Below are 20246 nucleotides of genomic sequence, written 5' to 3' on the forward strand. Positions count from 1 at the left end.
CCGGTGCCTCAGATGCTGAACTTCACCTATCAATCCCTCCCGGCCCGCGTCAGGTTCGGCCGTGGCACCATTGCCGAACTGGGGGGCGAACTGGAAAAACTCGGCTGCGACAAAGTCATTTTGGTCACCAGTGCGCCACAGTCCGAAGATGCGGACAGGCTACGTGAGCAGATTGGCGGTGCTTGCGCCGGCGTGTTCAAACGCGCTGCAATGCACACTCCGACGGATGTAACCCAGGAGGCGCTAGCCGAAGTGGTCCGGCTGGGCGCCGACGGTGTCGTCGCTATCGGCGGCGGTTCAGCAATTGGGCTGTCCAAAGCGATCGCGTTACATACGGATCTGCCCCAACTGGTGATTCCCACCACTTATGCGGGATCGGAAATGACGCCAATCATCGGCCAGACCGAAAATGGCGTGAAGACGACGCAGCGCACGCTTAAGGTTCTGCCCGAGGCCGTCATCTACGACGTGGACTTGACCTTTTCCCTACCTGTAGGCATGTCGGTCTCCAGCGGCATCAATGCGATGGCGCATGCAGTAGAGGCGCTCTATGCCACGGACACAAATCCAGTGGTAGCACAGATGGCCGAAGCCGGCATAGCCGCCCTATACCGTAGCCTGCCGGCGCTTCGCAGCGGCGCCAGCGATCCGGCGATACGTGGTGAAGCGCTCTACGGTTCATGGCTGAGCGCTATCTGCCTCGCGTCCACTTCAATGGGGCTACACCACAAGCTCTGTCACACGCTCGGCGGCGCGCTCAACCTTCCTCATGCGGAAACGCACACTATCGTCCTGCCGCACGCAATAGCCTATAACGCACCGAACGTGCGTGACGCCGTGGAGGCGATCAAGCGCGCCATGGGCGGCGGCGGCATTGCCGGTCGCATTTACGACATCGCCCTGGACAGCGGGGTTCCAGTCTCCTTGCGCGAGGTAGGGATGCGGGAATGCGATATCGAAAAGGTCACCGACCTGGTGATGTCCAGGCCGTACGCCAACCCGCGCCCGCTCGACGCCACGCTGATCCGCAGGTTGCTCGCCAATGCCTGGTCGGGGTTGCGGCCTGACCATTCGACTTACCTTTAATGAATTCCACAATCCCGCTGAATGAAATCATCGAGAGCATCGAGACACGCATCGTCGACGTTCCGCTCAAAAAGGTCCACAACCACTCGAGTGCATCCCACGCACACCAGTCCCTGGTCTTCCTGACGCTTCGTACGGCAAGCGGCGTTGTTGCTTATGGTGAGGGTGGAACACCGGCAGGCACCGCCTTTTGGGGCGGCGAGTCCAGCGAGACGATCAAGTGCGTGATCGACCGGTATTTAGCTCCGGCGCTTCGAGGAGTGAACCTGTTTGCGCATGAGCGCGTGCTCCAGGCCATGGACAAAGCCGCGGCAGGGAACCGCTTCGCCAAGGCGGCAGTAGATGTCGCGGTACACGATGCGGCCGGACGCCTGCTGGGCGTGCCAGTAAGCGCGCTGTATGGTGGGCAGGTGCGCGCTTCCATGCCGGTGTTGTGGGCACTGGTTTCCGGCAACGCAGACACTGATGCCGAAGAGGCCCCCCGCGTCAGAATACTTGTCGCCCCGATAGAATCGATGAACCGGGGGCGATGATGAGAAAACGAATTGGCAAAATACGGACAAGCATTCAAGGACAGAGCGGTTGCGCGGTTGCTGCCGCCGGAGAGCGCGGCGTTGGAAGACGTTGCACGTGAGGTTGGCGTGGGAGTGGGGACGCTGGAGCGCTGGCGCAGTGATGCGCTGTCCAGGCCCGCTCGCGAGCGGGCCTGGACAGCGGCGGCCCGATTCGACGCCGTGCTGACGACCGCTGCGATGGACGAGGCTGGCAAGAGCGCGTGGTGCCGCGAGAACGGCGTGTATCCACAGGAGCTGGCCACCTGGCGGCAAAGTGCCACGCAAGCATTGGCTAAGCCCGAAGAGGCGCGTGCCAGCCCACAGCAAACCCAGCAGGACCGGCGGCGCATCAAGGAACTCGAGCGCGAGCTGCTGCGCAAGGACCGTGCGTTGGCTGAGACGGCGGCCCTGCTGGTGCTATCAAAAAAAGTCGCGGCGATCTTCCGCACGGGCGAGGACGAATGATCGGCCTCGAAGATCGCCGGTCCCTGGCCCATGACATCGATACCGCGCACAAGGCCGGCGCACGGCTGCGTCTGGCCTGCGAGACGGCCGGCATCGATGTGCGCACCCTGCAGCGCTGGAATGCCTGCGAGGGCCTCGTCACGGGCGATGGCAGGCCCAATTCGGTACGCCCGCAACCCGCCCATGCGCTGAGCGCCGTCGAGCGTGCTGAAGTGCTTCGCGTGGCCAACGAGGCGCGCTTCGCCGATATGCCTCCTGCGCGCATCGTGCCAATGCTGGCCGACGAGGGCGTCTACATCGCCAGCGAATCCACCTTCGCCCGCGTGCTGCGCGAGCACGGGCAGAGCGCACACCGCGGCCGGGCCAAAGCGCCAAAGGCTGGCCGGCCGCCGACCACGCACATCGCTTGCGCACCACGGGAAGTCTGGTGCTGGGATATGACGTACTTGCCCGCCGAGGTCGTCGGTCAATGGTTTTACCTGTACCTGATCCTGGACCTTTACAGCCGCAAGATCGTCGGATGGGAGGTGCACGAGCGCGACGATGCCAGTCACGCTGCCCATCTGGTGCGGCGCACGGCGCTGGCCGAGGGCATCGCTACTCTGGCGGACAAGCCGGTGCTGCATGGAGACAACGGCTCCACGCTCAAGGCCACGACCGTGCTGGCCATGCTCCACTGGCTTGGCGTGAAGCCATCGTACTCACGCCCACGCGTCAGTGACGACAACGCCTATGCCGAGGCGCTGTTCCGCACGGCCAAGTACCGCCCGGAGTTCCCCGCCACGGGCTTCGCCGAGCTCAATGCTGCACGCGACTGGGCGAGCGACTTCGTGCATTGGTACAACTTTGACCACCGTCACAGCAGCATCCGCTACGTCAGCCCGGCGCAGCGCCATGACGGAGACGATCACGCGATCCTCGCCGCTCGTCACGAGGTGTATGTCCAGGCGCGGGAACGTAACCCGGCCCGCTGGTCAGGCTGCACGCGAGACTGGACGCCCATCGGTGCCGTCACGCTCAATCCGGAGCGCGAGTCAGTCGTCACGAAGGCCTCACACGCCACACTTAAACAGCCTTTGGCTGCATGACTGAGGCGACAAGTACCTTGACACGCGCCGGAGGCGGCACGTATGCTAGAAGCGCGACGCCACAAGACCTTCAAGATCAAGATGGGATTCGGAGGCGCCGAGACCGAAACGCGACGCGTCGTCCGGACGGCGCGAGCGATTCATCAGCTTGCTCCGGAAGCAATAGTGACTGTGGACCTGAACCAGGCTTGGGACATGACCACGTGCATGCGATTGCTGCCGCAAATGGACGATGCTGGCATCGCAATGGTCGAACAGCCTTTGCCCTTCTGGAACAAGGATGGGATGGCCGCGCTTTGCTCTCGTCTTCGGATGGCCGTGGTCGCGGACGAAGGCCTGTGGGACTTGCACGATGCCTACGCCGCCTTCAAGTCCGGGGCCACTGCACTGTACGGTGTGAAAATCGGCAAGGGTGGTGGCATTCGCCGCGCCTATAAGGCGGCTTCGGTCGCCGAAGCGGCCGGCATTCCCATCTACGGCGGCATGGCGCTGGAAAGCTCCATCGGGACTGCGGCGGCGCTGCAGCTGTTCAGCGCACTCCCGTTACTTTCCTGGGATTGCGAACTCATCGGTCCCCTGCTTTTGGCCGACGATCTCGCTGTGCAGCCAACGCAGTACCACAACTTCGAAGTCGTAGTTCCCCACGGCACGGGCCTGGGCGTCGAACCCGATCATGACAAAGTCAACTTTTACACACGCAAGACATGACGCATTTCAATTTCTCCGTCCCGACCACTCATGGCCTCATGGATGCCTACATTTCCTCTCAGCCGGGGCCCTCACGACCAGGGATCTTGCTTCTTCCGGAAATCTTTGGCATCAACGGCGCGATGCGCTTGGCGGCGGACCAGTTCGCGCGAGCAAACTTCACGGTGCTGGCACCTGACTTGTTCAGCCAGATCGAACCGCGGCTTGAACTCGGCTACACGGACCAGGATCGGAATCGAGCAATCGCGATTTGGCAAAAAATGGACGACGCCGTTGCGCTAACCGACAGCCGCGCTGCAATCAAGGCACTGGCCTCTGATCCGCGCTGCAATGGACAAGTTAGCGTTGTAGGCTTCTGCCTGGGCGGCAAGTACGCGCTGCAGCTGGCAGCCGAAGGCGGCGTGCGTTCCAGCGTCTCGTTCTATCCTGTACGCGTAACCGACTACCAGGACAGGCTTGCCGGGCTTTCCTGTCCGACGCAGGTACATGTCGGCGACGACGACGCCCATATCCCGCCCCCCGTGCAGAAATTGCTAGCCGAAAGGCTTTCGGGGAGCAAGATCCACGAATTTCACCTTTATCCGGGTGCCGGGCACGGCTTTTTCAACTCGGTACGCACCTTCGGCTATTCGCCGGGCGCCGCGGGGTCGGCATTCGAGCGTGCCGTAGACTTCCTGAATCGAAACAGTGGTGCCTGAATGACGGACAAGATTGCGGCTTTCGTCGCCAAAGCGGTGGGTCAGGTGGCCGCCGGATCGGTCATCACGAAGGGGGGTATCGGCATGGCCGAAATTCCCAATGAATTGCTGCAAGGCCATATGGACACCAATGCAAGGGAGCTGGCGGTACAACAACAACGCCGGCAACGACAACAGCGGCTTGGCTAGCTCTACTGGGGGCAATGTGCATGCGAAAGATGATCTGCAGCGTCGAGCGTCAGGCCGAAAGCCATACATTCGACGCGCCCTATTGGCATCGCGCCTTGGTCAAGTCATGCACTTACGCGCTCACTGGCCTAGTGTTTAATTGCAGTACAAAACGATATTATAATGATGCCAACATCATTTGACGCAAGGTGGCAGCATGGCGCGGGTGGCGGTGGCGTTGTCGTGTACGGCGCAAGTCATGGCGGAGCTTGAGAGGTTGTCTCGAAGCCGCAGCGGCGAGGTCCGCATGGCTGAGCGCGCCCGCATCGTGCTGGCTTGCCTGCGCGGCAAACGCAACGACGAGATCGCCGACGAAATGGGTTTGCGACCGAATACGGTTGGACAGTGGCGCCGCCGCTTTGCCCAGCGTGGTATCGCAGGGCTTCATGATGCGCCCAGGTCCGGCAAGCCACCCAAGTACGGCGTGGAGTTGCGCGACCGAATCCTGGCGCAGCTCGAGTTGCCGCCGCCCGAGGGCATGGCGAGTTGGGATGGTGGCTCGTTGGCGATGGCGCTGAGCGTGTCCGACGACGCGGTGTGGCGCGCGCTGCGCAAAGAAGGCATCCAGTTGCAGCGCCACCGATCATGGTGCGTGAGTACGGACCCAGAGTTCGCGGCCAAGGCCGCCGACGTGATCGGCCTGTACTTGAACCCGCCACAGAACGCCTTGGTGCTCAGCGTTGACGAGAAGCCGTCGATCCAGGCGCTGGAGCGCGCGCGAGGCTACGTGCAGACCAGCAGCGGCAAGATCGTCCAGGGCATGAAGAGCACCTACAAGCGCCACGGCACGGTCAACCTGTTCGCCGCGCTGGAGGTTGCCACGGGCATCATCCGCGGCAAGACCACCCAGACCAAGAAGCGGGCCGACTTTCAGGCCTTCATGGACGAGGTCGTTGCCGACCAACCCGCTGACCGGCAAATCCACGTCATCCTGGACAACTTGAGCACCCACAAGAAAAACGAGGACTGGCTCGCCGCGCATCCGAACGTCACCTTTCACTTCACGCCCACCAGCGCCAGCTGGCTCAACCAGGTTGAGATCTGGTTTGGCATCTTCCAGCGAAAAACGCTCAACAACGCGAGCTTCCAAAGCACCGAGCACCTCGTCGCCGCCATCCACGCGTTCACTGCCGCGTACAACGAGAACGCCGCACCTTTTGTCTGGCGCAAACGAGAAGTACGGGGCACTCAGCTTCGAAATACTATTGTCAATTTACGGAATTAAACACTAGGCGTGAAGTGGAGGGTCGTCATAGGGTTATCCCTGTAGCTGAAAATTCGAGCATGCATGCAAAATCGTCTCATTGAAAGAATAACGTTATTTATTGAAAGTGACGACATGCTGATTGAAAAAAGACGCTTACGTATGGAGGCAATAGTGCCCTGCGGCGCTCATTCATGCAACCACATTGCGGCGATCGGAGGCAGCGCGCTGCCTCCGGCCGACTGCTGGGTCGCACCGCACCTGGAGTCCCGCAGATGACGAATGCAAACGCAGAAGTCGGTCGCATGGTGCGAGCCGGCAGCATCGACACCAATCTTCATGACGTCGGCGCCGGCAAGCCGGTCCTGCTCGTTCATGGTTCAGGCCCTGGCGTGACCGCCTGGGCGAACTGGAGAACGGTCATGCCCGAGTTGTCCCGGCGCCGGCGCGTCATCGCACCGGACATGGTGGGCTTCGGCTTCACGGAGCGGCCGCAAGGGATTCGCTATGGCCTCGATACGTGGGTCGAGCATCTGGTCGGGATTCTTGACGCCATGGAACTCGACCGTGTCGATTTCGTGGGGAATTCGTTCGGAGGCGGCTTGTCTCTGGCCTTTGCCATCCGGTTTCCGCACCGGGTCCGCCGGCTGGTGCTGATGGGATCAGCGGGCGTGAGCTTCAAGCTCACCGATGGGCTGGACGCCGTGTGGGGCTATGAGCCGTCCGTGCCCAACATGCGCAAGGTCATGGACTACTTTGCCTACGACCGAAGCCTCGTTTCCGATGAGCTGGCGGAACTGCGCTACGGCGCGAGCATCAGGCCCGGCTTCCAGGAGGCCTTCGCGTCCATGTTCCCCGCCCCGCGGCAGCGATGGGTGGATGCGCTGGCCAGCACCGATCAGGACATCCGGGCGATCCGGCATGAAACGCTGATCTTGCATGGCCGTGACGACCGCGTGGTTCCCCTTGAAACGTCGTTGCGCCTGAACCAGCTGATCGAGCCCTCGCAGTTGCATGTCTTTGGAAGATGTGGCCATTGGGTGCAGATCGAGCAAAACCAAGGCTTCATCCGTTTGGTCAACGACTTCCTCGACACGGAGGACTGATCTCAAGACCGAAGCGCTCATTGATTTCGAAACCGCGCAATCACCCACCACCCACCCATCCACCACCATGAAACGTGAGGAGACAATGAATCACACCGACACCTCCCCTATCAAGCTGCGCAAGAACTGGAACGCCCGCGAGATGCAGGCGCTCTTTGACGAGCGCGCCGGACGTATCGACCCGCGTATCTATACCGATGAAGACCTGTACCAGATCGAACTGGAGCGCGTCTTCGGCAGGTCGTGGCTTCTGTTGGGGCATGAAACCCAGATCAAGAAACCGGGCGACTACACCACGAACTATATGGGCGAAGACCCCGTCTTGGTCGTGAGGCAGAAGGACGGCAGCATCGCTGTATTCCTGAACCAATGCCGCCACCGCGGCATGCGCATCTGCCGCTCGGATGCCGGCAACGCGAAGGCTTTCACGTGCAGCTACCACGGCTGGGCCTACGACACGGCGGGCAACCTGGTCAACGTCCCCTTCGAGGCTGAATCCTTCCCTTGCCTGGACAAGAAGGAATGGAGCCCCTTGAAGGCCCGGGTCGCGACCTACAAGGGCCTGATCTTCGCCAACTGGGACCACGACGCCCCGGATCTGGACACCTATCTGGGCGAGGCGAAGTTCTACATGGACCACATGCTCGACCGTACCGAGGCCGGCACCGAAGCCATCCCGGGTGTGCAGAAGTGGGTCATCCCCTGCAACTGGAAATTCGCCGCCGAACAGTTCTGCAGCGACGCGTACCACGCCTGCACGACCTCGCATCTGTCCGGCATCCTGGCCGGTCTGCCGGACGGCGTTGAGCTGGCCGATCACGCTCCGCCGACGGTCGGCAAGCAATACCGTGCGCCGTGGGGCGGACACGGAACCGGTTTCTTTATTGGAGCACCCAATCTCCTGCTCGCCATGATGGGGCCGAAGATCACCAGCTACTGGACCGAAGGCCCCGCCTCTGAAAAGGCGGCCCAGCGCCTGGGCAGCGTCGAACGCGGCTCCAAACTCATGGTCGAGCACATGACTGTGTTTCCCACGTGCTCCTTCCTTCTAGGCCCCAACACGGTTCGGACATGGCATCCACGCGGGCCGAACGAGGTGGAGGTGTGGGCGTTCACGGTGGTCGACGCCGATGCTCCCGACGACATCAAGGAAGAGTTCCGCCGCCAGACGCTGCGCACCTTCTCCGCTGGCGGGGTGTTCGAGCAGGACGACGGGGAGAACTGGGTCGAGATCCAGCACATCCTGCGCGGCCACAAGGCACGCAGCCGACCGTTCAACGCGGAGATGAGCATGGGCCAGACCATTGACGACGATCCGGTCTACCCCGGGCGCATCAGCAACAACGTCTTCAGCGATGAAGCGGCCCGCGGGATGTATGCCCAGTGGCTGCGGATGATGACCTCGTCTGACTGGGCCGCGCTGAACGCCACACGCTGAATCACGACACCTCACGCCGCAAAGTCGCGCTGGCCAGGAGCCGCGTCCGATTTCGGGCCGAGGCCGATTTAGCGACCCTTCTTCGATTTGAAATTATCAAGGAATGACCATGCTTGATTCCGTCAAGAGAGCCGACGTCTTTCTCCGTAAACCCGCGCCGGTGGCGCCCGAGCTGCAACACGAAATCGAGCAGTTCTACTACTGGGAAGCCAAGCTGCTCAACGATCGCCGCTTTGAGGAGTGGTTCGCCCTGCTGGCGGCTGACATCCACTACTTCATGCCGATCCGCACCACGCGGATCATGCGGGACGCACGCCTGGAGTACTCGGGCACCGGCGAGTACGCGCACTTCGACGACGATGCCGCGATGATGAAAGGCCGGCTGCGCAAGGTCACATCCGACGTGAGCTGGTCGGAGAACCCCGCTTCGCGCACCCGGCACCTCGTGAGCAACGTGATGATCGCCGACGGACCGGTAGAAGGCGAGTACGAGATTTCCAGCGCTTTCATCGTGTATCGCAATCGCCTGGAACGGCAACTCGACATCTTTGCCGGCGAACGTCGCGACACGTTGCGCCGCAACAAGACCGAGACCGGGTTCGAGATTGTCAATCGGACCATCCTGATCGACCAGAGCACCATCCTGGCGAACAACCTCAGCTTCTTCTTCTAGGGCGGGTCATGGCTTGGACGTACATCATGCGGCAGTCCGACCTGCCGCCAGGCGAGATGCAGCGCCATGAAGGCGGCCCCGAGCCGGTGATGGTCTGCAACGTCGACGGGGAGTTCTTCGCCGTGCAGGACACGTGCACGCATGGAAACTGGGCGCTATCGGATGGCTATCTGGACGGTGGCGTCGTCGAATGCACGCTGCATTTCGGCAAGTTCTGCGTTCGAACCGGAAAGGTGAAGGCGCTGCCAGCCTGCAAGCCGATCAAGGTGTTTCCCATCAAAGTGGAAGGCGGCGACGTGCATGTCGATCTTGACGCCGGCGAGGTGAAGTGATGGCGACGCATGTGGCGATCATCGGCAATGGTGTGGCGGGCTTTACGACCGCGCAAGCCCTGCGTGCTGAAGGCTTTGAGGGGCGGATCTCGCTGATCGGGAACGAACCGCATCTGCCCTATGACCGACCGTCTCTGTCCAAGGCCGTGCTCGGCGGCAGTCTTGAGCATCCGCCCGTATTGGCGGAAGCCGACTGGTACGGCGAGGCGCGCATCGACATGCTGTCCGGCCGAAGTGTCACCAACCTGAACGTGGACGCTCGAACGATCAGCCTAGACGATGGAAGCACGTTCGCTGCAGACGCCATAGTCATCGCCACGGGCAGCCGGGCACGAACGCTTGCGTTGCCTGGCAGCCAACTGACCGGCGTTGTCACGCTTCGCACCTACGACGACGTGCGGCCGCTGTGCCGTGGCTGGACGCCTGCAACGCGACTGGTGATCGCAGGCGGCGGATTGATCGGCTGCGAAGTCGCGACGACGGCGCGCAAGCTCGGCCTGGCGGTGACGATTCTGGAATCCGCCGACGAACTGCTGGTGCGTGTGCTGGGCCGGCGCATCGGCGCCTGGCTGCGCGGCCTGTTGACGGAACTCGGCGTACGGGTCGAGCTGGGAACAGGCGTGGCCGGCTTCTCTGGCGACGACCGGCTCGAAGAGGTACTGGCCAGCGATGGACGCCGCTTCGCCGCCGACAACGCGCTTGTCTGCATCGGCGCCGAGCCCGAGGATCAACTCGCGCGTCAGGCGGGCCTGTCCTGCGACCGGGGCGTCATTGTCGATGACCACGGCGCGACGCATGCCGAAGGGGTATTCGCAGTCGGCGATGCGGCCAGTTGGCCGCTGCGCGATGGCGGCAGGCGTTCGCTCGAAACCTACATGAACGCGCAGCGCCAGGCCGCCGCGGTGGCAGCGGCCATTCTGGGAAAGCATGGATCGGCGCCGCAGGTGCCCGTGTCCTGGACGGAGATCGCCGGGCATCGGATGCAGATGGCGGGCGATATCGAAGGGCCGGGCGAATTCGTCTTGCGCGGCACGCTGGGGGATGGCGCGGCGCTGCTGTTCCGGCTGCGGGACGGAAGGATTCAGGCCGTCGTCGCGGTCGACGCGCCGCGTGACTTCGCGATGGCGGCCCGATTGGTGGAAGCGCGTGCAGCCATCGAGCCGGCGCGGCTGGCAGATTTTTCAAACAGCATGCGCGATCTCGTGCGTGCACAACAAGGAGACTCAGCATGAAACTCAAAGGTGAAGTGGCATTGGTGACGGGCGGAGGCGCCGGACTGGGGCGAGCGATCGTCGATCGCTATGTCGCAGAGGGCGCCCGCGTCGCGGTGCTGGACAAGTCGGCAGCAGGCCTGGAGGAAATCAGGAAGCGCCACGGCGATGCCGTGGTCGGCATCGAGGGCGATGTTCGGTCGCTCGACAGCCATCGTGAAGCCGTGGCGCGCTGCGTCGAGACCTTCGGAAAGCTCGATTGCCTGATCGGCAACGCCGGCGTTTGGGACTACCTGACCCAACTGGCGGACATTCCCGACAACGGCATCTCGGAAGCCTTCGACGAAATGTTCGCGATCAACGTCAAAGGCTACATCCTGGCCGCCAAGGCCGCGTTGCCCGCGCTGTACAAGAGCAAAGGCAGCGCGATCTTCACCGTGTCGAACGCTGGCTTCTACCCTGGTGGCGGAGGCGTTCTCTACACCGCGGGCAAGCATGCCGTGATCGGCTTGGTCAAGCAGCTCGCGCATGAATGGGGGCCTCGCATCCGTGTCAACGGCATCGCCCCTGGAGGGATCCTCGGCAGCGACCTGCGCGGGCTCAAGACGCTGGGTCTGCAAGACCAAACCATTGCGACGATGCCACTGGCCGACATGCTGGGTCCTGTCCTTCCGACCGGGCGGGTGGCCACCGCCGAGGAATACGCCGGAGCCTACGTGTTCTTCGCCACGCGCGCGGATACCGTCCCGCTCACCGGCAGCGTGCTGAACTTCGACGGCGGCATGGGCGTGCGCGGCTTGTTCGAAGCCAGTCTCGGTGCACAGCTCGACAAGCATTTCGCTTGAATCTACGCGCAAGAGCAAGAAAAGATCTTCCGCGGCCCGACATGGAGCTTCCTTGGCCTAGAGGCCGAGATCCCGAACGTTGGTGATTTCAAGAGCACCTTCGTGGGCGACACGCCCGTGGTCATGACTCGTACAGAAGGCGGGCAGGTGGTCACCTGGGTGAACAAGTGCGCTCATCGCGGGGCGACGATATGCAGGTTGCAAAAAGGAAATGCGCTGAACCACACCTGCGTTTATCACCAATGGAACTACAACGCCGCAGGCGACCTGCAGGGAGTGCCTTTTCGTCGAGGCCATGGCGAGATGAAAGGCATGCCGAGCACATTCAAGACGGCAGACCATGGGCTGCGCCGGTTGCGCACTGAGGTCTATCGTGGACTTGTGTTTGCGACCTTCAGCGACACTGTCGAAAACCTGATTTCATACATCGGACCGGAGATGGTCGGGTATCTTGACCGCATTTTCCATAAGCCGATCGTCTTTCTAGGTACGTCTAGGTGCACGTCGCGTTCGAATTGGAAAATCTACCTCGAGAACGTAAAAGATCCATACCACGCAAGCTTGCTGCATACCTTCCTCACGACATTCAACATCTTTCGAATCGGAAACGACACCCGGTCGCTAGCCGAACAGCGCGGACTTCACAGCATGATGCTGGCTTTCAAGTCTACGGTAGGGGCTGAACAGTACACGGGTCAGAACATCAAGACGATGAATGACAAACTGCGACTCGAGGATCCCTCCATCTTGCGTCTGATACCTGAATACTCCGATGGTCCGTCAACGAACCACATTCAGACCATATTCCCGCAATTGGTCGTTCAACAAATCATGAATTCACTGGTGGCGAGGCAAATCATCCCCAAGAGTCCAAACGAATTCGAGTTGGTTTTCTTGTATTTCGGATATGAGGATGACACCCCCGAAATGCGTGAGTTGCGACTGATGCAGGCGAACCTGGCCGGCCCGGCAGGATACATATCGATGGAGGATACCGAGGCCGGTGAACTGGTGCAAGAGGGCGTGCAGGCTGAGCCTTGGGACTCTCATTCTTTCGTCGAGATGGCGATGGAAGCCCCGAATCAAGAGAACACGGCTATTTCCGAGGAAATGGTGCGCAGGTTCTGGCTGGCCTACGAAGCCCTAATGTCTGGCTTGCCGTTGGAGCGAAACAATGAGAATGAATGAACAACTCACACTGCGGCTCGTGGTCAGCGATTTTCTCGATCGATATGTCTCAGCTCTCGACCAAAACAGGTTGGAGAGTTGGGCCGACCTCTTCGCGGAAGACGCTCTGTACGAGATAGTTTCAAAGGAAAACTGCGATGCCGGCCTTCCTATTCCGTTGGTCAGATGCAAGGGCGCGCGTATGGTTCGGGATCGCGTCTTGTCACTGCGACACGCAAATATCTACGAGATGCCCGTATACCGGCATCTGCTTTCGGGGCTGCAGTGCGAAGTTGTTGATGGGACCGGCCCCATCGACTTTTCCGCCAGCTTCGTGGTCGTCAACACTACCCCTGTGGGTGAAACGTCAATATATCTGGCCGGTTGTTATAAGGCGCGGCTTTCACGCGTTGACGATGATCTCAGGATTGAGCGCATGACGGCAATCTACGACACCGCAAAGGTGCCGACCTTGCTCGCATTCCCGGTCTAGCCAGCCTCAGTGCGTGAAACAGAAGGCCAGTCCAGCCGTATGTTCGGTGATGCACCAACGTCGGCTCCCACAAATGAAGCCAACCTATTAATCGGATATCGCGTGGAAACATACTCAATGCCAGGTGCCGGGGTTTCGGTGCAAAAGGTAGCTAGAAGCGACGAAGTCAAGGTGGTCGTTGGCGCCTCCGCAGGGGCACTGCTGGAGTGGTATGACTTCTTCCTGTACGGCGCGCTTGCAGTAGTGTTCAGCCCCCACTTTTTTCCCGCGGAAAGTACGATGTCGGCGTATCTTGCCGCCCTGGGGACCTTTGGCGTTGGGTTTGTAGCTCGTCCTCTAGGTGCAATCATCTTTGGTCGCTTCGGAGACAAGATAGGGCGGAAGACGACCTTTCTGATCACGATCGTCATGATCGGATCTGCAACCGTGGGTATGGGCCTTCTCCCCACTTTCGCTTCAATCGGTTGGTGGGCGCCGATCTTGCTGACCCTTCTGCGCGTGATGCAGGGCTTGGCACTCGGGGGTGAGTACGGCGGTGCTGCAGCTTACGTTGCCGAATACTCGGAACCAAAGCGGCGCGGCCTCACCACGGGCTTTCTGCAAGCAACGGCTGCGTTAGCCTTTTTGCTTTCTCTCGCAGTGGTGATGCTTTCAAAGGTGTTTATCACACCATCCGATTTCGCTGATTGGGGCTGGCGGGTGCCATTTCTCAGCTCCATCGTGCTCTTGGCAGTCTCCGGCTACATACGCAACCGGCTCGCCGAATCTCCAGTTTTCCAACACATGAAGGCGGAGCGAAGGTTATCCAAATCCCCTTTGCGCGAAGCACTTCTCAACTGGGAAAATGTGCGGGTCATGCTGATCGTGCTCTTCGGAGCTCAGGCAGCCGCAGCGGCGATTTGGTACACGTGCAATTTTTACGTTCTATATTTTCTCACCACGACGCTCAAGATACCTGCTGGCGAAGCCTACAAGATCATCGCAACCATGTTGCTATTCAGCTTGCCGTTGTATGTGATCGCAGGCTGGCTTTCAGACAAGATTGGAAGAAAGTGGGTCATCCTTACGGGGTGCGGATTGGCGGTCTTGACAATCATGCCGTTGTTCGCTGCACTGGCTCAAGCAGTAAATCCCGCGCTTGTTTCGTTCCAGGAAAGTACGAAGATTCGATTGGTGGCAAAAAATTGTCGATCTGCCGTTTTTACGCCAACTAATTCTGACTGTGACCGCGCACGGGATTTCTTATTGAAGAACGGTCTGTCCTATACGTTGGAGCAAGGAGATCAAGGCGAGGGGCTCAAGGTGCACGTCGGCACACGCGAATTAACGGGATTCGACCCTAAGGTGCTATTGGCCGCGCTCATCGATTCAGGGTACCCCAGACAGACAGAACTGGGTCAGATCAATCGGCCTCGCATGTATGCACTACTTGCAATTCTGATGTTGTGGGGTGCCCTCGCCTACGGCCCGATGTCTGCACTGTATGTTGAGCTTTTCCCGGCCAGAATTCGATATACATCAATAAACATACCCTACAACATCGGCGCCGCGATCTTCGGCGGGCTTGCGCCGTTCATTGCCACCGCGATCTCCATAAAAACAGGCAATGTCTATGCAGGGCTTTGGTATCCCATCATCGTCGGCGGTATAGCCGTGGTCGTCGCGATGTTCTTCATGCGCGAGACAAAGGACGTCGATGTGAGCCTCTGACTGGCCAGGACGACAGCGCGTCGGCTATCCGCAGTGGGTAGCCCCCCCTATTCTGCTCCTTGTTCGCGTGCTAGTCTTGATGCAGGCACTAGATTCGGATGGCTGACAAAGGTCGCGCTATGGTTCTGAGTCCAATGGATATCTTTCGGGAAGGTAGCTTGGCGCTTCGTGCACATGGGGCGCGAGAAATACGCGACCACCTCACTGTTGCGCTAGCGCCCGCCGCTTCGCTAGAACCTCAAATAGCGGGCTCCTCCTTCGACTTTGAACATCGATGCGCCATACTTCCGCACTTTTCCGTGCACCGCATCCGATATGGCGCACCCGTTCTGATGGACATCCCGGGACTGCGAGATAAGTACATCCTGCAGGTGCTCCTATCCGGCCGATCAGACACCATCTACAAGAACAGTAATGTCGTCATGGAGTCGGGGATGGTGACCGCGCTAAACGTCGGCGAGCCCTTCACGAAGGTTCTGAGCCAAGACGCCGAGCAGTTGCTGTTTTGCTTTAACGCTTGCCAGGTGAACGCAATCGCAGCAAGCACTCTGTCCGATTTTGCGGGCAATCTACGTTTCTTTCCGTCTCCTCTCAGGATCGACAAGGCTCCCATGCTTTTCGATTTGATAAATGCCGTCTGCACGGCGATTGAGTCTCACGATCCGGTACTTGCGAGCTCGCGCACGTCCGAGCGGATGGCCGATCTGATGGTTGACCTGATGATTCGTTATCTTCCGGCCGAATCAGGTCGACGTTGCTTGGGCGCCGTGCCGTTCCATGTGCAAAAAGCGGAAGCCTTCATGCGCGAGAACTTTCGGGAAGCGATTACGCTGGCCGAGGTTGCGTCAGCCGCCGGAGTAACTAAGCGCTGCCTTTGTATAAATTTCAGGCGATTTCGAAATACGAGTCCTATGGCGTACCTGCGCCTCCACCGATTGACGCAGGCTAGAAAGATGCTCGAATCGACGCAAGCTCGCGCTTCCGTCACGGAGGTGGCTGGAGAATGCGCACTGCATCACCTGGGGCGTTTCTCTCAAGAGTACCGACTCGAGTTTGGGGAACTACCCTCGCAGACCATCGAGCGAGTCAATCGAGCCCACCTCAAGTGATCCGATAAGCTTGCTTGACGGTAGCTACGAATGCTTGCCATCAGAACTGCAACCTTTCTGACTCTTTTGCATCTGTGACGGCGGGCTGGGCGATGAAGGCTGGGCTACGAACTCGTAGCTTGCGACCGCAACGCGATCCCTGTCCAGCGTGACGATCGGACCTTGCGAACTCAAACGTGGTTGAGCGAATAACCATTTGCCTCAGTCCTTCGCGGATCGCCGCACGTGTTCCACGAACCTTGCCAGGATGGGCGGCTGTTTCTCCTTGCGGAAGGTGCAGCTGATGGGCACCTTGACCCGTGTCCCGACGATCCGCGCGAACGCGATATCCGGCCAACGGATCGCTGCGACAGACGCAGGGACGATGCTCGACGCCGCACCGGCCATGGTCAGGGCGAGCGCGGCCGTGGCGTCCTCCACGACTCGGGCGATGCGGGGCTCGATACCCGCGTGCTTGAACAGGCCGATCACCTCATCGGCGAAGCTCGGCCGGCCGCCGCGCGGAAACAGTGTGAGTTCCACCGCGCGCAGGTCCGCGAGCTTGCAGGTCTTGCCGAACTTCCCCGACTGGGAGCGGTGCACCGCGAGGTAGAGATCCTCTTGCGCGATGTTGACGATCTCGATCCCGGGATGCCGGGGAAAGAAGCGGCTGAAGCCCACGTGGATGGTCCCCGCGAGCAGGCCCTCCACCTGCTCGTCCTTGGTCATGTGCGTGAGGGATACCGTCGCCGTAGGCGTGGACGTAAGGAAAGCGCGCAGCAAAAGGGGCAGGCTGCGGTAGATGGGCGTTCCGAAATACGCCACGCTCAACTCGCCCACGTCGCCCCGCGCGGCGGCGCGGGAGCGATCACCCGAACGGCCTGCCAACTCCAGGATGCGGCGCGCATCCTCCAGGAAAGCGTGACCTGCGGCGGTGAGTTCGATCCCGCGGTGGCTTCGCTCCAGAAGCACGACGCCCAAGTCCGCTTCCAGGGCTTGCATCTGCCGCGTGATGGGGGGCTGTGAGACGTGCAGGCGCTTGGCTGCTGCAGCCATGTTCCCTGCTTCCGCGACGGCGATGAAATACTTGAGCTGCCGGAATTCCATGGCGCGCTTTCCGAGTTGGTGATGTGCCTATATTACGCAAACCGTAACGATGGCTGACTAATTTGGTATTGGACGGCATGGCCGGCGCTGCCTAGCATTCACTCGTCCCGCGTCAATCCGGACCGGGCAAACCGACAAAGGAGACCGGGATGAACGAACGAGTGAAGCAGGTTGCGTCCGCATTGGTGGATGCGATCCAGAAGACCCTCACGGAGCAACGCGTGACGGAAGAAGAGTGGCGCGCGGGCGTCGGCTACATGATGAAACTGGCCGAGGCCAAGGAAATGGCTCTCCTGCTGGACGCGTTCTTCAACCACACGATCGTCGACCTCAAAGCCCAGGCCACGCGCGGATCCACGCCCGCGATCCAGGGCCCGTATTTCCTGGAAGGCGCCCCGGTGGTCGCCGGCGCCCTGAAGACCTACGAGGATGACTCGCATCACCCGCTCGTGATCCGCGGCGCCGTGCGCACGGACGATGGCGCGCCAGCCGCGGGAGCCGTGATCGACGTGTGGCACTCCACGCCCGACGGCAAGTACAGCGGCTTTCATGACCAGATCCCGACCGACATGTACCGCGGCAAGGTCGTGGCCGATGCGCAGGGCAAGTACGCCGTGCGCACCACCATGCCCGCCCCGTACCAGATCCCGAACAAGGGACCGACCGGCGTGCTGCTTGAAATGATGGGAAGCCATACGTGGCGTCCCGCGCACGTGCACTTCAAGGTGCGCAAGGACGGGTTCGTGCCGCTGACCACGCAGTACTACTTCGAAGGCGGCGACTGGGTCGACAGCGACTGCTGCAAGGGTGTCGCACCGGACCTGGTCATGCCGGCAAAGACCGAGGGCGGCGCGCAGGTGATGGCCATCGACTTCGTCATCGAACGACCCCGGGAGCACGCATGAAGATCGAGGCCATCAGCACAACGATCGTCGACGTCCCGACACGTCGCCCGTTGCAGATGTCGTTCACCACGGTGCACAAGCAGAGCTATGTGATCGTCCAAGTGACGGCGGGAGGGCTCGTTGGCATCGGCGAAGGCGGAAGTGTCGGTGGGCCGACATGGGGTTCCGAATCGGCGGAGACCATCAAGGTCATCATCGACAATTACTTGGCGCCACTCCTGATCGGGAAAGATGCGTCCAACCTGAGCGAAGCAAGGGCTCTCATGGACCGCGCTGTCACGGGCAACCTGTCCGCGAAGGCCGCCATCGACATCGCGCTGCACGACCTGAAGGCGCGAGCGCTGAACCTGTCTATAGCGGACCTCATCGGCGGGACGATGAGGAAAAGCATCCCGATCGCATGGACGCTCGCGAGCGGCGATACCGCGCGGGACATCGACTCGGCCCTCGAAATGATCGAAGCACGGCGACACAACCGCTTCAAGGTGAAGCTGGGCGCGCGCACGCCGGCTCAGGATCTGGAGCACATCCGCAGCATCGTGAAGGCCGTGGGCGACAAAGCGTCCGTGCGCGTCGACGTCAACCAGGGATGGGATGAGCAGACCGCATCGATCTGGATTCCGCGACTCGAAGAAGCGGGTGTGGAACTGGTCGAGCAACCCGTGCCGAGAGCGAATTTCGGTGCGCTCAGGCGCCTCACGGAGCAAAACGGCGTGGCGATCCTCGCCGACGAGAGCCTCAGCTCGCTGTCGTCCGCGTTCGAACTGGCACGCGACCGCGCGGTGGATGCATTCTCCCTGAAGCTTTGCAACATGGGCGGCATCGCGAACACGCTGAAGGTGGCGGCAATTGCCGAAGCTGCGGGCATCTCCTCGTATGGTGGAACCATGCTCGACTCCACGGTCGGCACGGCCGCGGCGCTGCACGTCTACGCAACATTGCCCTCCCTGCCCTACGGGTGCGAGTTGATCGGCCCGTGGGTGCTCAGCGACCGTCTGACCCAGCAGGACCTTGAGATCAAGGACTTCGAAGTGCACCTGCCTGTTGGAAGCGGCCTCGGCGTGGACCTCGACCACGACAAGGTCCGGCACTACACGCGGGCGGCCTGAGATACCCGTCTCGCAACCCCCTCACCTGGCGAACATCGGCCGCCGGCGCGTCCTTGCGGGCATCGCGCTCGCGATGACGACGGGTTCAACCAGGGCACAACGGCCCGAAGCCTTTCCATCGCGTCCCATCACGTGGGTGGTTCCCTTCCCGCCGGGCGGAGCCGTCGATGCGATCGCGCGCATCATTTCGCGAAAGATGTCAGAGAGCATCGGGCAGCAGGTTGTGGTGGATAACCGCGCGGGTTCGGGCGGCATCATCGGCAGCGACCTCGTCGCGAAGGCCCCGTCTGACGGACACACCATTCTGATCAACTCCACGGGACTGGTGGTGGACCGGTTCTTCTATCCTCGCGTACCGTACCAGTCCGATCGCGACTTCGTTCCGGTGGTTCTCGCGGCGACGCTCCCCAGCGTTCTGGTCGTGCCGGCGGATTCGCGGTTTCGTGACATCACGCAGCTCCTGAAAGCGGCGCGCGAAAACCCCGGCAAGTTGTCCTTTGCTTCCGCGGGATTGGGCACGTCTATCCACCTTGCCTCCGCGCTCCTCGCGGCCAGGGCGAACGTGGAGCTGCTCCATGTCCCCTACCGGGGCAGCAGTCCAGCCGTTTCGGACCTGGTCGCGGGCCGCGTCGACATGATGATCGACTCAGTGACATCGCAGCGCCAGAACATCCTCGCCAAGCGCGTTCGCGCACTCGGGGTGACGAGCCTGGATCGCCATCCGCAACTGCCCGAAGTGCCGACCATCGCCGAGGCGGCGGGCCTTCCCGGGTTTGAAGTGCTCACATGGTGCGGGGTGTTCGCACCCAAAGGCACGCCTCGCTCCGTCGTGGAGCGGCTTAACGCCGAAATCAACAAGGCGATTGCTGCGCCGGACGTCGTCGAAGCACTTAAGCAGCTTGGGATCAAGACTGCCGGCGGCGCACCGGAAGTCCTTGCGGACCTATTCAAGTCCGAGACGGAGCGGTGGCAAAAGCTCATCGTCGAACACCGCCTCAATGCAAACCAGTGAAGTTGAAAGAGAGACAAGC

The 20246-nt window shown here is 61.1% G+C and carries 20 protein-coding genes and 1 pseudogene; 20 read left to right on the forward strand and 1 reads right to left on the reverse strand.

The window, feature by feature from the left end:
- Nucleotides 1-12: 12 nt before the first annotated feature.
- The 17 genes and pseudogenes from BPET_RS18925 (at nt 13) to BPET_RS25525 (ending at nt 16115) form a co-directional block, all read left to right on the forward strand.
- The gene (locus BPET_RS18925; protein ID WP_012250627.1) at nt 13-1086 is read left to right on the forward strand and encodes a maleylacetate reductase; all 1074 of its coding nucleotides are present in this window, start codon (nt 13-15) and stop codon (nt 1084-1086) included.
- On the forward strand, nt 1086-1619 hold the full coding sequence (locus BPET_RS18930) for an enolase-like domain-containing protein (protein WP_012250628.1): 534 nt from the start codon (nt 1086-1088) through the stop codon (nt 1617-1619). Before BPET_RS18925 ends, BPET_RS18930 begins: the two co-directional genes overlap by 1 nt.
- Before the next feature lie 12 nt (nt 1620-1631).
- A protein-coding gene (locus tag BPET_RS18940) for an IS3 family transposase (protein ID WP_085970224.1) occupies nt 1632-3193 on the forward strand; the annotation gives its coding sequence in 2 pieces (ribosomal slippage) (nt 1632-2070 and nt 2070-3193; 1563 coding nt in all).
- 42 nt (nt 3194-3235) lie between these two features.
- Nucleotides 3236-3901 carry an enolase C-terminal domain-like protein gene (locus BPET_RS18945; RefSeq protein ID WP_012250631.1) on the forward strand — a complete coding sequence of 222 codons (666 nt, stop codon included), beginning with the start codon at nt 3236-3238 and terminating at the stop codon, nt 3899-3901.
- Nucleotides 3898-4599 carry a dienelactone hydrolase family protein gene (locus BPET_RS18950; protein WP_012250632.1) on the forward strand — a complete coding sequence of 234 codons (702 nt, stop codon included), beginning with the start codon at nt 3898-3900 and terminating at the stop codon, nt 4597-4599. The genes BPET_RS18945 and BPET_RS18950 overlap by 4 nt, the downstream gene beginning before the upstream one ends.
- The gene (locus tag BPET_RS18955) at nt 4600-4788 is read left to right on the forward strand and encodes a hypothetical protein (protein WP_050978262.1); all 189 of its coding nucleotides are present in this window, start codon (nt 4600-4602) and stop codon (nt 4786-4788) included.
- Nucleotides 4789-4984: 196 nt separating this feature from the next.
- Nucleotides 4985-6052: an IS630-like element IS1066 family transposase gene (locus tag BPET_RS18960; protein WP_012250633.1), complete on the forward strand. Its 1068-nt coding sequence runs from the start codon at nt 4985-4987 to the stop codon at nt 6050-6052.
- 254 nt (nt 6053-6306) lie between these two features.
- Nucleotides 6307-7137, forward strand: coding sequence for an alpha/beta fold hydrolase (locus BPET_RS18965; RefSeq protein ID WP_012250634.1), 831 nt, complete (start codon nt 6307-6309; stop codon nt 7135-7137).
- A gap of 85 nt (nt 7138-7222) precedes the next feature.
- Nucleotides 7223-8575, forward strand: coding sequence for an SRPBCC family protein (locus BPET_RS18970; protein WP_041863076.1), 1353 nt, complete (start codon nt 7223-7225; stop codon nt 8573-8575).
- Nucleotides 8576-8684: 109 nt separating this feature from the next.
- On the forward strand, nt 8685-9248 hold the full coding sequence (locus BPET_RS18975; RefSeq protein WP_012250636.1) for an aromatic-ring-hydroxylating dioxygenase subunit beta: 564 nt from the start codon (nt 8685-8687) through the stop codon (nt 9246-9248).
- Nucleotides 9249-9274: 26 nt separating this feature from the next.
- Nucleotides 9275-9580 (forward strand): non-heme iron oxygenase ferredoxin subunit, encoded by a 306-nt coding sequence (locus BPET_RS18980; protein WP_269446929.1) that lies wholly within the window; start codon nt 9275-9277, stop codon nt 9578-9580.
- Nucleotides 9580-10812 (forward strand): NAD(P)/FAD-dependent oxidoreductase, encoded by a 1233-nt coding sequence (locus tag BPET_RS18985; RefSeq protein WP_012250638.1) that lies wholly within the window; start codon nt 9580-9582, stop codon nt 10810-10812. Before BPET_RS18980 ends, BPET_RS18985 begins: the two co-directional genes overlap by 1 nt.
- On the forward strand, nt 10809-11636 hold the full coding sequence (gene bphB, locus BPET_RS18990) for a cis-2,3-dihydrobiphenyl-2,3-diol dehydrogenase (RefSeq protein WP_012250639.1): 828 nt from the start codon (nt 10809-10811) through the stop codon (nt 11634-11636). The genes BPET_RS18985 and bphB overlap by 4 nt, the downstream gene beginning before the upstream one ends.
- Nucleotides 11637-12824: pseudogene (locus tag BPET_RS18995) on the forward strand (SRPBCC family protein); the annotation flags it as partial.
- Complete coding sequence (locus tag BPET_RS19000) at nt 12817-13296, forward strand: aromatic-ring-hydroxylating dioxygenase subunit beta (RefSeq protein WP_231852614.1); 480 nt, start codon at nt 12817-12819, stop codon at nt 13294-13296. The pseudogene BPET_RS18995 and the gene BPET_RS19000, both read left to right, overlap by 8 nt.
- Before the next feature lie 102 nt (nt 13297-13398).
- On the forward strand, nt 13399-15006 hold the full coding sequence (locus BPET_RS19005) for an MFS transporter (RefSeq protein ID WP_231852615.1): 1608 nt from the start codon (nt 13399-13401) through the stop codon (nt 15004-15006).
- 134 nt (nt 15007-15140) lie between these two features.
- Complete coding sequence (locus BPET_RS25525; protein WP_164705022.1) at nt 15141-16115, forward strand: AraC family transcriptional regulator; 975 nt, start codon at nt 15141-15143, stop codon at nt 16113-16115.
- 201 nt (nt 16116-16316) lie between these two features.
- Here the strand turns inward: BPET_RS25525 and BPET_RS19015 are convergent, their stop codons facing one another.
- Entirely contained in the window at nt 16317-17201 is an 885-nt protein-coding gene (locus tag BPET_RS19015; RefSeq protein ID WP_012250644.1) for a LysR substrate-binding domain-containing protein, read from the reverse strand.
- A gap of 149 nt (nt 17202-17350) precedes the next feature.
- Here BPET_RS19015 and BPET_RS19020 point away from each other — a divergent pair, with 149 nt between their 5' ends.
- From BPET_RS19020 to BPET_RS19030, 3 genes are all read left to right on the forward strand, one after another.
- Nucleotides 17351-18106 (forward strand): chlorocatechol 1,2-dioxygenase, encoded by a 756-nt coding sequence (locus tag BPET_RS19020; protein WP_012250645.1) that lies wholly within the window; start codon nt 17351-17353, stop codon nt 18104-18106.
- Nucleotides 18103-19215 carry a muconate cycloisomerase family protein gene (locus BPET_RS19025; protein ID WP_011255151.1) on the forward strand — a complete coding sequence of 371 codons (1113 nt, stop codon included), beginning with the start codon at nt 18103-18105 and terminating at the stop codon, nt 19213-19215. The genes BPET_RS19020 and BPET_RS19025 overlap by 4 nt, the downstream gene beginning before the upstream one ends.
- Before the next feature lie 136 nt (nt 19216-19351).
- Entirely contained in the window at nt 19352-20227 is an 876-nt protein-coding gene (locus BPET_RS19030) for a tripartite tricarboxylate transporter substrate binding protein (RefSeq protein WP_158310090.1), read from the forward strand.
- Nucleotides 20228-20246: the final 19 nt, after the last annotated feature.

This window comes from Bordetella petrii (genome assembly GCF_000067205.1).
GTDB lineage: Bacteria > Pseudomonadota > Gammaproteobacteria > Burkholderiales > Burkholderiaceae_B > Bordetella_A > Bordetella_A petrii.

Coding starts and splice junctions, on each gene's coding strand:
- BPET_RS18965 (WP_012250634.1), top strand. CDS start 6,307: ATGACGAATGCAAACGCAGAAGTCGGTCGCATGGTGCGAGCCGGCAGC.
- BPET_RS18980 (WP_269446929.1), top strand. CDS start 9,275: ATGCGGCAGTCCGACCTGCCGCCAGGCGAGATGCAGCGCCATGAAGGC.
- BPET_RS18930 (WP_012250628.1), top strand. CDS start 1,086: ATGAATTCCACAATCCCGCTGAATGAAATCATCGAGAGCATCGAGACA.
- BPET_RS25525 (WP_164705022.1), top strand. CDS start 15,141: ATGGATATCTTTCGGGAAGGTAGCTTGGCGCTTCGTGCACATGGGGCG.
- BPET_RS19000 (WP_231852614.1), top strand. CDS start 12,817: ATGAATGAACAACTCACACTGCGGCTCGTGGTCAGCGATTTTCTCGAT.
- BPET_RS19020 (WP_012250645.1), top strand. CDS start 17,351: ATGAACGAACGAGTGAAGCAGGTTGCGTCCGCATTGGTGGATGCGATC.
- BPET_RS19025 (WP_011255151.1), top strand. CDS start 18,103: ATGAAGATCGAGGCCATCAGCACAACGATCGTCGACGTCCCGACACGT.
- bphB (WP_012250639.1), top strand. CDS start 10,809: ATGAAACTCAAAGGTGAAGTGGCATTGGTGACGGGCGGAGGCGCCGGA.
- BPET_RS18950 (WP_012250632.1), top strand. CDS start 3,898: ATGACGCATTTCAATTTCTCCGTCCCGACCACTCATGGCCTCATGGAT.
- BPET_RS18975 (WP_012250636.1), top strand. CDS start 8,685: ATGCTTGATTCCGTCAAGAGAGCCGACGTCTTTCTCCGTAAACCCGCG.
- BPET_RS18985 (WP_012250638.1), top strand. CDS start 9,580: ATGGCGACGCATGTGGCGATCATCGGCAATGGTGTGGCGGGCTTTACG.
- BPET_RS18925 (WP_012250627.1), top strand. CDS start 13: ATGCTGAACTTCACCTATCAATCCCTCCCGGCCCGCGTCAGGTTCGGC.
- BPET_RS18945 (WP_012250631.1), top strand. CDS start 3,236: ATGCTAGAAGCGCGACGCCACAAGACCTTCAAGATCAAGATGGGATTC.
- BPET_RS19015 (WP_012250644.1), bottom strand. CDS start 17,201: ATGGAATTCCGGCAGCTCAAGTATTTCATCGCCGTCGCGGAAGCAGGG.
- BPET_RS18960 (WP_012250633.1), top strand. CDS start 4,985: ATGGCGCGGGTGGCGGTGGCGTTGTCGTGTACGGCGCAAGTCATGGCG.
- BPET_RS18955 (WP_050978262.1), top strand. CDS start 4,600: ATGACGGACAAGATTGCGGCTTTCGTCGCCAAAGCGGTGGGTCAGGTG.
- BPET_RS18970 (WP_041863076.1), top strand. CDS start 7,223: ATGAATCACACCGACACCTCCCCTATCAAGCTGCGCAAGAACTGGAAC.